This window comes from Micromonospora aurantiaca ATCC 27029 (assembly GCF_000145235.1).
Lineage (GTDB): Bacteria > Actinomycetota > Actinomycetes > Mycobacteriales > Micromonosporaceae > Micromonospora > Micromonospora aurantiaca.
The window spans coordinates 660,338-673,798 of the sequence record NC_014391.1 but is presented as its reverse complement, the minus strand read 5'-3'; the positions used below and the strand labels follow the sequence as shown (position 1 = coordinate 673,798).

The window sequence follows — 13,461 nt, the reverse complement described above, 5'->3', positions numbered from 1 at the left end:
GGTCAGTATCGGTCCCGCGACCGGCCGCGCCAAGGTGACCAGTCCACACAACCGCTGTGAAAAGGTTCACCGCTGCGGGTAGCGTCCGCAAGAGAAAGGGCCGTCGACCTGGGGAAAGGGGCGCCCGTGACCGACGAGCAGCCACCGTCGCCGTACGAGCCGCCGTCGCACGGCCAGCCGTACGGGCAGCCGCAGTACGGCCAGCAGCACCCGCAGTGGGGCCAGCAACCCCCGTACGCACCGCAGCCGCCCTACGGCCAGTACGGCCCGCCCGGCCAGGGGCCGGGACCAGGCCCCCGTGGCACGAACGTGCTCGCCATCCTGTCGCTCGTCTTCGCGTTCGTCTTCGCGCCCGCCGGCATCGTCTGCGGCCACCTGGCCAAGCGGCAGATCCGGCAGACCGGCGAGGACGGCGACCAGCTCGCCAACTGGGGGCTGATCCTCAGCTACATCTTCACCGCGATCGGCCTGCTGGTCTGCTGCGGCTGGATCGGGCTGGCGATCTGGGCCAACTCCGACAACGGCACCTACTGACAGTCAGCGGAACTGCGCCTCCCGGACGCTGTTGCCGCCGTCGACCACGAGCATCTGCCCGGTGATGTACGACGCGGCCGGCGAGCAGAGGAACGCGATGGCCGCGGCCACCTCGTCCGGCGTGCCGGGACGCCCGACCGGCGTACCCAGGCCCTGCTTGATCTCGGCCATGGTGGACGCCGCGGTGTGGATGATTCCGGGCGCCACCGCGTTCACCGTCACCCCGTCGGCGATCATCTCCATCGCCAGCGCCCGGGTCAGCCCGACCACACCGGCCTTGGCCGCCGCGTAGGCCGCCTCGGTGGGCAGCGCGTTGACCGGCCCGGCGGTGGCGGCCAGGTTGACGATCCGGCCCCAGCCCCGCTCGGCCATGCCGCCGATGAAGGCGCGGCTGCACAGGAATGCGGTGGTCAGGTTGCGGTCGATCTCGCCGCGCCACTCGTCGTACGTCAGCTGGGCCACCGGCCGCAGCACCTCCGGGCTGGCCCGGCTCGCCAGGCCCGCGTTGTTCACCAGCACCTCGACGTCGCCGAGCTGCTCGGCCACCGCGTCGGCGAGCGCACCCACCTCCGACTCGTCGGTGAGGTCGGCGACGAAACCGGTGACGCCCAGCTCGCCCGCGCGTTCGTGGATGCGCCTCGTGGTGGACACGATCGCCACCCGGGCGCCCAGGTCGGACAGCCGGCGCGCGGTCGCGTACCCGATGCCGTCCGGACTGCCCGCGCCGGTCACCAGCGCGACCCGGCCGTCCAGGCGCATGGTGGCCGGTTCCGGCAGCGGCGCCGGCCGTTCGGAGTCGGCGGCGCCGGCCGGCTCGCCGGCGCGCGGGCGCCGCACCGACCCCGGCCGGCTCATGTCCCGTCGCGACCGACCCCCACGCGCGTCAAGTGCCATGCCGAGGATCCTGCCCCGTGCCGACCCCACGGGCAACGCGGTGGCCGGAAAGGGGACGTCCGTGTCGCGCGCAAGGTGGCTACCCTGAGCGCGACCACGTACCTGGAGATGATCAGATGACCTATCCCCCACCGTCCGGTGGCTGGCAGGACCCCTCGGCGGCCGGGCCGCAGTCGAGCCCACCGGCCGATCCGATGGCCGGCAATCCCATCCCGGCCCAGCCCACCTCGGCGGACCCGTACGCGTCCGCCGACCCGTACGCCGGCATGAAGTCCGCCGACCCGTACGCGGCGGCCGGTTACCCGCCGGGCGCCTATCCGCAGCCGGGCGCGTACCCGCCCCCGGGTGGTTATCCCGGATACGGGTACCCCTCCGGACCGAAGCAGAACGGCCTGGCCATCGCCGCGATGGTCATTTCGATCGTCGGCGCGCTCGGCCTCTGCGGTTACGGCCTCGGCGGCTACATCGGCGTGGTGGGCGCGATCCTCGGCCACGTGTCCCGTAAGCAGATCAGGGAGCGCGGCGAGGGCGGCGAGGGCTTCGCCACCGCAGGCATCATCGTCGGCTGGATCGCCACCGTGCTGGCCGTGCTGGCCACCGCCGCCATCGTGATCTTCATTGTCTGGGCGGCCAACCAGGACTCGTCCGGCTACGACAGCACGACCTACTGAACTCGGCGGGCCGCCCCGCGAACTCGGGGCGGCCCGGGCCGGTCACTCCGAGGGCGGGGTGAACGAGGAGGTACGGGACATGCCGGCGGCGCGTCCCTTGGCGGCGATCACCAGCGCCATCTTGCGGGACGCCTCGTCGATCATCTCGTCGCCGAGCATCACCGCGCCGAGCTTCCCGCCCGCCTCCGAGGTGTAGTAGTCGTACGCGTCGAGGATCAGCTCGGCGTGGTCGTAGTCGGCCTGCGCCGGGGAGTAGACCTCGTTCGCGGCGTCGATCTGGCCGGGGTGCAGCACCCACTTGCCGTCGAAGCCCAGCGCCGCCGAGCGCTTCGCCACCTCGCGGAACGCGTCCACGTCCCGGATCTGCAGGAACGGACCGTCGATGGCCTGCTTGTCGTGCATCCGCGCGGCCATCAGGATGCGCATGAGGATGTAGTGGTACGGGTCGCCCGGGTAGTCCGGGATCAGCGCGCCGACCACCAGCGACTTCATGTTGATCGAGGCCATGAAGTCGGCCGGGCCGAAGATGATCGTCTCGACCCGGGGCGAGGCGCCGGCGATGGCGTCCACGTTCACCAGCCCGGCCGCGTTCTCGATCTGCGCCTCGATGCCGATCCGGCCCACCTCCAGGCCGAGCGTCTTCTCGATCTGGGTGAGCAGCAGGTCCAGCCAGTGCACCTGCTCGGCGTTCTGCACCTTCGGCAGCATGATGCAGTCCAGGTTCGCCCCGGCGCCCTCGACCACCTCGATGACGTCCCGGTAGGTCCACGGCGTGGTCAGGTCGTTGACCCGGACCACGCGGGTCTTGCCCGCCCAGTCGCCCTCGTTCAGCGCGGCCACGATGTTCTTGCGCGCGTCCGGCTTGGCCAGCGGGGCGACCGCGTCCTCCAGGTCCAGGAAGACCTGGTCGGCGGGGAGGCCCTGGGCCTTGCCGAGCATTTTGACGCTGGAGCCGGGTACCGCCAGGCAGGATCGGCGGGGACGACCGACAGCGGTCATGGATGCGCTCCTTCCAGCGTCCGGCGCGAGTGCCGGCGCAGCGGTGGATTTCGAGAACTTAACGATCCCAAAGGGCGTGGTGACGCCACGGTAACCTCGTGCCGTGACCGGGGTGAATGGACCTGTGGAAGATCTCACTGAGCGTCGGATCGTGGTGCTGACCGGGGCCAGCTCCGGCATCGGGCTGGCCGCCGCGGAGGAACTGGCGCGCCGCGGTGACCAGGTGGTGCTGGTCGGCCGCGACCCGGCCCGGCTGCGCGCCGCGGGCGAACGGGTCCGCGAGTGCTGCGGCGAGCAGCCGGAGCTGTTCCGCGCCGACTTCGCGGTGCTCGACGACGTACGCGGGCTCGCCGAGCGGTTACGCGAGCGGTACGACCGGATCGACGTGCTCGCCAACAACGCCGGCGCGATCGTGCTGGAACCGATCACCACGGTCGACGGGTTCGAGCTGAGCATGCAGGCCAACCACCTCGCCCCGTTCCTGCTCAGCAACCTGCTGCGGGACCGGATCGGGCGGATGGTGGTCACCGGATCGGACGCGCACCGCAGCGGTGTGCTGGACCCGGACGACCTCAACTCCGCGTTGCGCTCCTACCGCCCGTTCCGCGCGTACGGCACCAGCAAGCAGGCGAACATCCTGTTCACCGCCGAGGCGGCGCGACGCTGGCCGGAGGTGCCGGCGCACGTGTTCCACCCCGGCGTGGTGCGTACCCGCTTCGGCAACGAGAGCCGGATCGTGGCGCTCGGCATGCGGCTGCTGCCGTTCCGCAGCCCGGAGAAGGGCGCGGAGACGCTCGTCTGGCTCGCCTGCCAGGATCCGGCCCGGCTGATCGACGGCGGCTACTACGCCGACCGCAAGCCGCACCGGCCCCGGCCCAAGGCCGCCGACCCGGCGCTGGCCGCCCGGCTCTGGACGGCCAGCGCGAAGGCGCTCGGGCTGGACGCCTGACGGAACCGAGAGGAACACATGACCACGGAGCAAGCGGTCCTGCTGGTCGCGCTCGTCGACCTGAGCGCCGACGTGGACGCCGGGCGGCGGTACGAGGACGCGGTGCTGGCGCTGCTCGGCCGGCACGGCGGCGAGTTGGAACGTCGGCTGCGCACCGGGGACGGGGAGACCGAGGTGCACGTGATCCGGTTCGCCGCCCGCGCCGGGCTCGACGCGTTCCTGGTCGACCCGGAGCGCGTCGCGCTGCGCGCCGAGCTGGGCGACGCGGCCCCCGCCACCCGGGTGCTGGAGGTCCACGACGTCTGAGGTCACGACACGTGCACCGGGACGCTCGTGACCACCACGCCGGGCAGCGCGCGCAACGCGACCCGTAGCCGCTGATCGGCGCGGCTGTGCAGCAGCCGGTACCGCCGCCGGCGCAGCACCACCTCCGGCACGATCACGGTGAGCGTCAGGTCCGGGCTCGCCGCGTGCAGCGCCTCCAGGTAGTGCGCCAGCGGCCCGATCACCGACCGGTACGGCGACACGATCGTCTCCAGCCGCAGGTGGTCGCCCCAGGCCCGCCACTGTTCCCGGAACCGGTCCGCCTCGGCCTCCTCGGGAGCGAGGTGCACGGCGAGCGTCGGCCGCCCGAGTGACGTCGCGTACGCCAGCGCGCGCAGCGACGCCCGGTTCAGCCGGGCCACCGGCACGACCACCAGGTGGCGTACCTGCTGGGGCAGTTCGTCGCCCTCGGCGGGCGGCGCGGACGGCGGCGGATGCAGAGCCAGCGCGTGGTGCAGCCGGTCGTAGTGCCTGTGGATCCGGCGGAACAGCAGCACGAGCAGCGGCACGGCGAGCACCACCACCCAGGCGCCCTCGGTGAACTTGGCGACCGCCGCGGTCAGCAGCACCAGCCCGGACAGCGCCGCCCCGGCCGCGTTGACGGCGAGCCGGCGGCGCCATCCCGGCCCCCGGTGGCGCCGCCAGTGCACCACCATCCCGGTCTGGGACAGCGTGAAGGCGAGGAACACGCCCACCGCGTACAGCGGGATCAGCCGCTCGGTGTGCCCGCCGAACGCGACGAACACCGCCGCTGCGGTCAGCGCCAGCGCCACCAGCCCGTTGCTGAACGCCAGCCGGTCACCCATGTGCAGGAAGCGGCGCGGCGCGTGCCCGTCGCGGGCCATGAAGAACAGCAGCCGGGGGAAGTCGTTGAACGCCGTGTTCGCGGCGAGCAGCAGGATCAGCGCGGTGGTGGCCTGGAGGATCGCGTACCCGGGCCCGCTCGGGAACGTCACCCGGCCGAGTTGGGACAGCAGCGTCTCGTCCGCCCGGGGCACCAGGCCGTCGAGGTGGATCAGCCCGACCAGGCCGGCGAACAGCGTGACGAGCATGGCGACCATCCAGCCGAGCGTGGTGCGGGCGTTGCGCCACTCGGTCGGGCGGAACGCGGGCACCGCGTTGGAGACCGCCTCGATGCCGGTCATCGACACCGCGCCGGATGAGAACGCCCGCAGCACCAGCAGTAGGCCCAGGCCCTCGGCGGCGGGCACCGACGGCGGCGGCACCGGTGCGAAACCCCGCGCCGCGGCCTTCGCGTAACCCACAGCCAGCACCGCGAGCAGCACCACCACGAACGCGTACGTGGGCAGCACGAAGATGTTCCCCGCGGTGCGTACGCCGCGCAGGTTGCCGGCGAGCAGCACCGCGATCACCAGCACCCCGAGCGGCACCGCCCACGAGCTGAGCCCGGGTAGCGCCGAGGTGACCGCGTGCACCCCGGCCGCCACCGAGACGGACACGGTCAGCACGTAGTCGAGCATCAGCCCGGCCGCGGCCGCGAGTCCCGGCGTACGCCCGAGGTTGTCCCCCGCGACGATGTAGGAGCCGGCGCCGTGCGGATAGGCCGGGATGGTCTGGCGGTAGGAGAGGCCGACGGCGACCATCAGCACCACGAGCACGGCGGCGAGCGGCAGGGCCAGTCCGAGCGCGGCGCTCCCGGCCAGCACCAGCACGGCGAGCATCGCCTCCGGCCCGTACGCCACGGAACTGAGCAGGTCGGAGGAGAGCACCGGCAGCGCGACGAGTTTGCGCATCCGCTCGTACAGCACCGACGCGCTGGACAGCGGCGGCCCGAGCAGGGCCCGGCGCACCCGGGCGGCGGTCCGGCCGGCCCGGTCGCCAGGCAGGTCGGCCGCACCGGTGGCGACCAGTTCGTCCGGCTGCGCCACCGTGAACATGTCGATCGGCGCCAGCCGGCCGAACCGGGTGGGCGCCGGGTGCCGGTCGTGCCGCCCGAGCGTCGGGTCGACCGGCAGGTCGTCGGCGCGGCGCGGGCCGCGCCAGCGCTCGCCGATCCGGCCGAGCGCCGCCCGTTCCTCGTCGCCGAGCGGCGGGAACTCGGCCGAGGGCGTGACGACGGTGCCCGCCTCCGCCGCGTCGTCCCGGTCCGCCCCCACCCTGAGCACTTTCGTGCAAACCGGATGGCCCGGTGGCCGGAACGGCGCGACTTCGCCCCGACCGGCTCAGTCGCCGAGCGGCGTCGGGTCGGCGGGGGCCGCGACCGGCGCGGCGCGACGGCCGGCGCGCGCGCCGCCGAGCACCACCACCGCCACGCCGGCCAGCAGCAGCGCCAGGCCCGGCAGCGCCAGCGGCCGGGGCAACTGCCCCAGCCACACCCAGCCGATCAGCGCCGCGCCGGGCGCCTCCAGCAGGATCAGCACGCTGACTGTGGTCGCGGAGACCCGGTGCAGGGCGTAGTTGAACATCGAGTGGCCGAGCAGCTGGGCGCCCGCCACCAGGCCGAGGATCGCCAGCCAGGTCGGGCCGTCGAAGCCGTGCAGGCGTACGCCGCCGACCAGGCACACCACGAGCAGGATCGCCGCGCAGACGCCGTAGCAGACGGTGGTGTAGGTGGTGGTGCTGATGCTGGCCCGGGCCCGCTCGCCGAACGCGGTGTAGACGGCCGCAAACAGTCCGCCGACCACCGCGAGCAGGTCGCCGGCGAACGCCCGGCCGGAGGCGCCGAAGTCGGCGCCGGTGGCGAGCACCGCGCCGAGCACCGCCACCGCGATTCCGGCCCACACCGCCGTCGGCAGCCGCCGCCCCTGCCCGCGGGCGATCAGCCCCTGCCACACCGGCTGCGTCGCCCCGAGCGCGGTCGCGGCCGCCACCGAGGTGAGCTGCGCGCTCGGCATCCAGGTGGCGAAGTGGGCGGCCAGGGCGACCCCGGAGAGTACGCAGTAGAGCCCCTCGCGCCGGCCCGGCCCGACTGTCAGCGCCCGGAGTTCGGCGCGCCTCCTGGTCAACGCGACAGGGCCCAGGACCGCCACCGACAACGCGGTACGCCAGAACGCCACTGCCAGCGCCGACGCGGTGGCGAACGCCACGAGCGGCGCCGAGGACGAGACCGAGGCGACGGCCAGGGCGAGCGCGCCCACCGTCAGCGCGTCGAGCGGCGGGCGATGCGGAACGGTCGGCACGAACGGTAATCCTCACACGGACACCCGACCGACACGGAAAGTCAGCACTCCGTTACGATCATGCGCGTCCCGGCGATCCCCCCTCGACGTCCGGAGGCGTTCCCTCATGCCCGGATTCCAGGCGGTGCTGTTCGACTTCTTCGGCACCCTGACCCATGGTGTGCGGCGCGGAGCCGCCCACCGCGCCACCGCCGACATGCTCGGCTGCTCCACCGAGGCCCTGGTGGAGGTGCTGGACAGCAGCTTCTACGAACGGGCCAGCGGCTCCTTCGGGAACGCCGAGTCGACGATGCGCTGGGTGTGCGCCCGGCTCGGCGTCCGCCCGTCCGACGCGACCGTGCGCGCCGCCGTCGCCACCCGGCACCGGGCAGTACGCGCGGACACCCGGCTACGCGCCGAGGCGGTGCCGGTGCTGGCCGCGTTGCGCCACCAAGGCGTCCGTACCGGGCTGGTCAGCGACTGCACGCACGAACTACCGGCGTTCCTGCCGCAGCTCGCCGTCGCGCCGCTGCTCGACGCCCAGGTCTTCTCGGTACGCCTCGGACGCTGCAAGCCGGACCCGGCGCTCTACCTGGCCGCGTGTTACCGGCTCGGCCAGGCTCCGGCCGACTGCCTCTACGTCGGGGACGGCGACAGCCAGGAACTGACCGGCGCGGAGCGGGCAGGGCTGAGCGCCGCCCGGTTGGCGGCACCGGATCTCGCCGACCACGTGGTCCTCAACGCCGACCACGGTTTCGACGGGCCGTCGCTGACCTCACTGAGGGGCGTGCTCGACCTGCTCGACCCGGTCCCCGTCGCCTGACCCGGCCCGCCGACGGTTCGCACGGTCAGCGGCGGCGGACGCGGTGCAGGCGGAACGGCTTGCGGACGGCCCGTACCACAGGGGTCGGTCGGGGCTGCTCGCTCAGCGAGCCGTCCGGCAGGTCGGCGCCGGACACCGCGGTGCCGGCGGGCGCGAGCCGGTTCAGCGCGCACCCCTGTGCCGCCCACCGCTCCACCAGCTCGGCGGCGGAGCCGGAGGCGTTGAGCCGCTTCGCCGCGACCAGCGGCGCGACGGTGTCCCACTCCTCGGTGCCCGGTTGCAGCCGGGTCACCCGCGCCGGCCAGCTGACGATCCGCCCGCCGTGGTCGCCGCGCAGCGTCACGTCGGCCGTGTCGCTGTCGGCCAGCCCGGGTGCGGCCTGCTCGCCGGGACCGGTGACCACCAGCAGGGTGCCCTCCAGCGGCAGGCACCACAGCGCGTACGCCGGGCCGCCGGCGGTGCTCACCCAGCAGACCGCGGCCTTCTTCACCGCCTCGTCCACGAGCGGCGGCGTCATCCGCTCGTCCACCTCGTCACTCACCCCGCCATCCTGCCCCATCCCCCGCCCACCCCACCCCGGAGAGGGCCACGGGCGGGCGATCAGCCGATGAACGGGGGGACGGTGATCTCGCCTCGGGCCACCGGCATGACCTGGCCGGAGACGGTGGCGCCCACCGCCAGCCCGCCGGACGCGGTCACCGTGCAGGCGAGCGTCGACGGACGGTTGATCTCGATGCCCTGCCGGACGGTGTACTCCGCGCGGCCCTCGCCGGGCAGCAGGCCGCTGGCGACCAGCCACACGCCCAGTCCCAGGGCGGCCGAGCCGGTCGCCGGGTCCTCCGGTACGCCGAGCCCCGGCACGAAGACCCGGGCGTGTGCGGTTTGCGAACCGGGCTCCCAGGAGAAGAGGCTGACGTGCTCCACTCCGTACCGCTGCGCCGCCGTCGTGTTCAACCGTGCCCGGGCCACCGCGTCCGGGCGTACCGGAAGATAGGGGAATTCGAGGCCGCACCCGGCGACCCGCGGTGGCGGGCCGACATGGTCGGGGCCGGTGAGGCCGACCATCTCCAGCAGCGGCTCCGGGTCGAGTTCCGGGCCGAGCGTGGGCGTGCCGCCGGTGAGCGTCGCGCCGGTGGCGGTCACCTCGATCGGCAGGACGCCGGCGCCGCACTCCTGGGTGACCCGGCCCGCGCCGATGACGCCACGCCGGCTCGCGGTCACCGCGGCGCCGACGCTCGGGTGCCCGGCGAAGGGCAGCTCGTCGGCCGGGGTGAAGATCCGGGCCCGGTAGGTGGCGCCCACCTGCGTCGGCGGCAGCACGAAGACCGTCTCGGACAGGTTGAACTCCAGCGCGAGCGCCTGCATCTGCTCGGTGGCCAGCCCTTCCGCGCCGAACACCACGGCCAGCGGGTTGCCGGCGAACGGGCGGTCGGTGAAGACGTCCACGATCTCGTAGCCCAAGGTCGACATGTTGTTAGAGAGTAGGCCCTTAGGCTGGTGCCCGTGAGCACGCCGAACCGGGTCTACCTCGCTCGACTCGCCGGAGTCGCCGTTTTCGACCCGAACGGCGACCAGGTCGGCCGCGTCCGCGACGCGGTGGCCCGGATGCGGGCGACCCAGCGACCGCCGGAGGTCGTCGGTCTGGTCGCCGAGATGCCGATGCGGCGGCGCATCTTCCTGTCCATCAACCGGATCACCTCCATCGACACGGACGCGGTGGTGCTCGGCAGCGGCACGCTCAACCTGCGCCGGTTCGAGAAGCGCCCGAACGAACTGCTGGTGCTCCAGGAGCTGCTGGACCGCCGGGTCCAGCTCGACAGCGGGCAGGCCGGCTCGGTGGTGGACGTGGCGATGGAGTCCAGCCGCGGCGGCGAGTGGGCGCTGAGCCGCGTCGCCGTGCGCGAGCACACCGGCCGGCTCACCCGCCGCGGCCACCTCCACCAGGTCGACTGGGACCGGGTCCGCGGGCTGGGCGCGGTCGGCGACAACCGGGGTACGGCGAACCTGCTCGCCGTCCTGGAGGACATGCGCCCGGCCGACCTGGCGAACGCCCTCCAGGATCTGCCCGACGCCCGGCGCAACGAGGTGGCCGCCGCGCTCGACGACGAACGCCTGGCCGACGTGCTGAGCGAGCTGCCCGAGCGCGACCAGGTGGAGATCCTGGCCGCGCTGGACCGCCAGCGCGCCGCCGACGTGCTGGAGGAGATGGAGCCGGACGACGCGGCCGACCTGCTCAACGAGCTGCCCCCGCCGGAGCAGGACGTGCTGCTGGACCTCATGGAGCCGGACGAGGCCGACCCGGTACGCCAGCTGCTGCGCTACGCCTCCGGCACTGCCGGCAGCGTGATGACCTCGGAGCCGGTGATCCTGCCGCCGGACGCCACGGTGGCCGAGGCGCTGGCCCGGATCAGGGAGGCGCAGCTGTCCCCCGCGGTGGCGGCCCAGGTCTTCGTGGCCCGTGCCCCGCTGACCACGCCGACCGGCCGCTACCTGGGTATGGTGCACTTCCAGCGGTTGCTCCGCGAACCGCCGGCCGACCTGCTCGGCGGCATCGTGGTGAACGACATCGACCCGCTGCGCACGTCGACCCCGCTGCCCGAGATCACCCGGCGGATGGCCACGTACGACATGGTCGGCATGCCGGTGGTGGACCGGAACAACCGGCTGGTCGGCGCGGTGACAGTGGACGACGTGCTGGACCACTCCCTGCCGCGGGACTGGCGGGACCGGGACGCGGCCCCCACCTCGTCCGCCACCGACGACGGCACCCTGGACGGCGACGATGAGTGACCAGCGACGCGGCGACCGGCTCGACCAGCCGCGCGCCCCGCGGAGCCTGCACCTGCCGCGGATCGACGCGGAGACGTTCGGCCGCTGGGCCGAGGGCATCGCCCGGGGCATGGGTACGGCGAACTTCCTCGTCTACATGACGCTGATCCTGGTGGCCTGGTTCCTGTGGAACACGCTGGCGCCGGCGAGTCTGCGCTTCGACCCGTACACCTTCACGTTCTTGACCTTGATCCTCTCCCTGCAGGCGTCGTACGCGGCGCCGTTGATCCTGCTCGCGCAGAACCGGCAGGCGGACCGGGACCGGATCGCGATGGACGAGGACCGGCGGCGGGCCACGCTCCAGAAGGCCGACACGGAGTACCTGGCCCGGGAGATCGCCGCGCTGCGGATCGCGATGGGTGACGTGGCGACCCGGGACTTCCTGCGCTCGGAGCTGACCCGGCTGGGTGAGGAGCTGGACGAGGCGGCCGAGCGGCGGCGCAGGCGGGAGCGGCGGCAGCAGGAGCGGGAGGGCCGGCGGACGGGCGGCGGCGAGCCGCTGGACGAGCCCCGGGACGAGCTGGACAGCGACTACGCGCGGGACGGCCGGCGCGACGGCTGAGCGGTCATCGAATCGCTCACACCGCCCCCGCCAGCGGCGGTGGCCGATGACCCGCGACGTAGCATTGCGGGCATGTCAGCACCCGTCAGCACCGTCTCCGACGCGATCCAGGCCGCCCTGGCCACCGTCAACGACCCGGAGATCCGCCGGCCGATCACCGAACTCGGCATGGTCCAGTCCGCCGAGCGTGGTGAGGACGGCGTGGTCCGGGTGGAGCTGCTGCTCACCGTGGCCGGCTGCCCGCTGAAGGACAAGCTGCGCAGTGACATCACCGCCGCCGTCGGCGCGGTACCGGGCGTGAGCGATGTCGAGATCATCTTCGGTGTGATGAGCCCGGAGCAGCGTCAGGAGCTCCAGTCGAAGCTGCGCGGTGGTGGTGCCACCGCCGAGCCGGTGATCCCGTTCGCCCAGCCGGGCTCGCGGACCCGCGTCTACGCGGTCGCCAGCGGCAAGGGCGGTGTCGGCAAGTCCAGCGTCACAGTCAACCTGGCCGCCGCGCTGGCCTCGCGGGGCCTGTCGGTGGGCGTGGTGGACGCGGACATCTACGGCCACTCGGTGCCCCGGATGCTCGGCGCCGACGGCGCGCCGACCCGCGTCGAGGACATGATCATGCCGCCGCAGTCGCACGGCGTGAAGGTCATCTCGATCGGCATGTTCACCCCCGGCAACGCCGCTGTGGTCTGGCGCGGGCCGATGCTGCACCGGGCGCTTCAGCAGTTCCTCGCCGACGTCTACTGGGGTGACCTGGACGTCCTCCTGCTCGACCTGCCGCCGGGCACCGGCGACATCGCGATCTCGGTGGCCCAGCTGCTGCCGAACGCGGAGATCCTTGTGGTCACCACCCCGCAGGCTGCGGCCGCCGAGGTGGCCGAGCGGGCCGGTGCGATCTCGCTGCAGACCCACCAGCGGGTGGTCGGCGTGATCGAGAACATGTCCTGGCTGGAGATGCCGGACGGCTCCCGGATGGAGGTCTTCGGGGCCGGTGGCGGCGCGGCGGTGGCCGAGTCGCTGACCCGCACGATCGGCGCGCAGGTGCCGGTGCTGGGGCAGATCCCGCTGGACACCCGGGTACGCGAGGGCGGCGACGCCGGTCAGCCGATCGTGCTGGCGCAGCCGGACGCCCCTGCCGCGAAGGCGCTGTTCGAGGTCGCCGACCGCCTGGCCGTCCGCCGCGAGTCCCTGCTCGGCAAGCCCTTGGGCCTCAAGCCGGCAGGCCGCTGACCCTCACCCACCGCTCCCTTCCCACCGCCCCTTCCCGCCGCACGCGGGAGGGGGCGCGGTCAGGTGGCGTCGTCGTAGGACGGGCGGGGGGCCGGGGGCGCGGGGGTCGGGGTGCTGGTCGCGACCCTCGGGGTACGCAGGTCGGCGGCCTTTGCCACGTCCTTCAGCTCGTCGTGCACGCCTGTGACGTCCGAGCGCAGGTTGTCGTACATGCTCTGGAGCGGCTTGCGGATCGCCTGCTCGTCGTCCTCGCTGAGCAGGTGCTTGCGGATGAACGCCTTGGGGTGCAGATCCTCCAGCTGGATGTCCGTACCCAGCTCGCGGCTCAGGTCACCGGTCGCGTTGCGCGCCATGTTGCGCAGGTTGCGGACCATCCGGAGGCCGTCGTTGATCACGTTGGGCAGCCGATCGCCGAAGATCAACAGCGCCAGGAGCAGCAGGACGCCGATCTCCCACCAGTTCAGGTTCTCGAACACCGCGGCCTCCTCGTCCGTGTGAGGGCAAGACTACGCACGTCAGGTGACCATCGGGGAGGG

At 73.2% G+C, this 13,461-nt stretch carries 15 protein-coding genes; 8 read left to right on the top strand and 7 right to left on the bottom strand.

All coding sequences use genetic code 11. From position 1 onward, the window contains the following. Positions 1-126 precede the first annotated feature (126 nt). Positions 127-534, top strand: coding sequence for a DUF4190 domain-containing protein (locus MICAU_RS03385; protein ID WP_013283884.1), 408 nt, complete (start codon positions 127-129; stop codon positions 532-534). Positions 535-537: 3 nt separating this feature from the next. Here MICAU_RS03385 and MICAU_RS03380 read toward each other — a convergent pair whose 3' ends face one another. Then, positions 538-1,428, bottom strand: a complete 891-nt coding sequence (locus MICAU_RS03380; protein ID WP_013283883.1) for an SDR family NAD(P)-dependent oxidoreductase — start codon at positions 1,426-1,428, stop codon at positions 538-540. 116 nt (positions 1,429-1,544) lie between these two features. Here MICAU_RS03380 and MICAU_RS03375 point away from each other — a divergent pair, with 116 nt between their 5' ends. Then, positions 1,545-2,099 carry a DUF4190 domain-containing protein gene (locus MICAU_RS03375; protein WP_013283882.1) on the top strand — a complete coding sequence of 185 codons (555 nt, stop codon included), beginning with the start codon at positions 1,545-1,547 and terminating at the stop codon, positions 2,097-2,099. A 42-nt stretch (positions 2,100-2,141) separates the two neighbouring features. Here MICAU_RS03375 and MICAU_RS03370 read toward each other — a convergent pair whose 3' ends face one another. After that, positions 2,142-3,098, bottom strand: coding sequence for an HpcH/HpaI aldolase/citrate lyase family protein (locus tag MICAU_RS03370; RefSeq protein ID WP_013283881.1), 957 nt, complete (start codon positions 3,096-3,098; stop codon positions 2,142-2,144). Between the two features lie 124 nt (positions 3,099-3,222). On the opposite strand from MICAU_RS03370, the gene MICAU_RS03365 reads away from it, so the two are divergent. Continuing rightward, a complete protein-coding gene (locus MICAU_RS03365) occupies positions 3,223-4,047 on the top strand; it encodes an SDR family NAD(P)-dependent oxidoreductase (RefSeq protein ID WP_162881502.1) in 825 nt (274 codons plus the stop codon). A gap of 18 nt (positions 4,048-4,065) precedes the next feature. Next, a complete protein-coding gene (locus MICAU_RS03360) occupies positions 4,066-4,353 on the top strand; it encodes a hypothetical protein (protein WP_013283879.1) in 288 nt (95 codons plus the stop codon). 2 nt (positions 4,354-4,355) lie between these two features. Here the strand turns inward: MICAU_RS03360 and MICAU_RS03355 are convergent, their stop codons facing one another. Continuing rightward, positions 4,356-6,488, bottom strand: a complete 2,133-nt coding sequence (locus MICAU_RS03355) for an APC family permease (protein ID WP_244879717.1) — start codon at positions 6,486-6,488, stop codon at positions 4,356-4,358. 66 nt (positions 6,489-6,554) lie between these two features. Beyond that, positions 6,555-7,511 (bottom strand): DMT family transporter, encoded by a 957-nt coding sequence (locus tag MICAU_RS03350; protein ID WP_013283877.1) that lies wholly within the window; start codon positions 7,509-7,511, stop codon positions 6,555-6,557. A gap of 106 nt (positions 7,512-7,617) precedes the next feature. On the opposite strand from MICAU_RS03350, the gene MICAU_RS03345 reads away from it, so the two are divergent. Beyond that, positions 7,618-8,313 carry an HAD family hydrolase gene (locus MICAU_RS03345; protein WP_013283876.1) on the top strand — a complete coding sequence of 232 codons (696 nt, stop codon included), beginning with the start codon at positions 7,618-7,620 and terminating at the stop codon, positions 8,311-8,313. 25 nt (positions 8,314-8,338) lie between these two features. On the opposite strand, the gene MICAU_RS03340 is transcribed toward MICAU_RS03345, so the two are convergent. After that, positions 8,339-8,872: a hypothetical protein gene (locus MICAU_RS03340; RefSeq protein WP_174361691.1), complete on the bottom strand. Its 534-nt coding sequence runs from the start codon at positions 8,870-8,872 to the stop codon at positions 8,339-8,341. Positions 8,873-8,913: 41 nt separating this feature from the next. Further along, positions 8,914-9,783 carry a PhzF family phenazine biosynthesis protein gene (locus tag MICAU_RS03335; RefSeq protein ID WP_013283874.1) on the bottom strand — a complete coding sequence of 290 codons (870 nt, stop codon included), beginning with the start codon at positions 9,781-9,783 and terminating at the stop codon, positions 8,914-8,916. Between the two features lie 33 nt (positions 9,784-9,816). On the opposite strand from MICAU_RS03335, the gene MICAU_RS03330 reads away from it, so the two are divergent. The 3 genes from MICAU_RS03330 (at position 9,817) to MICAU_RS03320 (ending at position 12,925) form a co-directional block, all read left to right on the top strand. Then, a complete protein-coding gene (locus tag MICAU_RS03330; RefSeq protein ID WP_013283873.1) occupies positions 9,817-11,103 on the top strand; it encodes a magnesium transporter MgtE N-terminal domain-containing protein in 1,287 nt (428 codons plus the stop codon). Then, complete coding sequence (locus tag MICAU_RS03325; protein ID WP_013283872.1) at positions 11,096-11,704, top strand: DUF1003 domain-containing protein; 609 nt, start codon at positions 11,096-11,098, stop codon at positions 11,702-11,704. Before MICAU_RS03330 ends, MICAU_RS03325 begins: the two co-directional genes overlap by 8 nt. A gap of 72 nt (positions 11,705-11,776) precedes the next feature. After that, on the top strand, positions 11,777-12,925 hold the full coding sequence (locus tag MICAU_RS03320) for an Mrp/NBP35 family ATP-binding protein (RefSeq protein ID WP_013283871.1): 1,149 nt from the start codon (positions 11,777-11,779) through the stop codon (positions 12,923-12,925). Positions 12,926-12,984: 59 nt separating this feature from the next. On the opposite strand, the gene MICAU_RS03315 is transcribed toward MICAU_RS03320, so the two are convergent. Further along, complete coding sequence (locus MICAU_RS03315; RefSeq protein WP_013283870.1) at positions 12,985-13,401, bottom strand: twin-arginine translocase TatA/TatE family subunit; 417 nt, start codon at positions 13,399-13,401, stop codon at positions 12,985-12,987. Positions 13,402-13,461 lie beyond the last annotated feature (60 nt).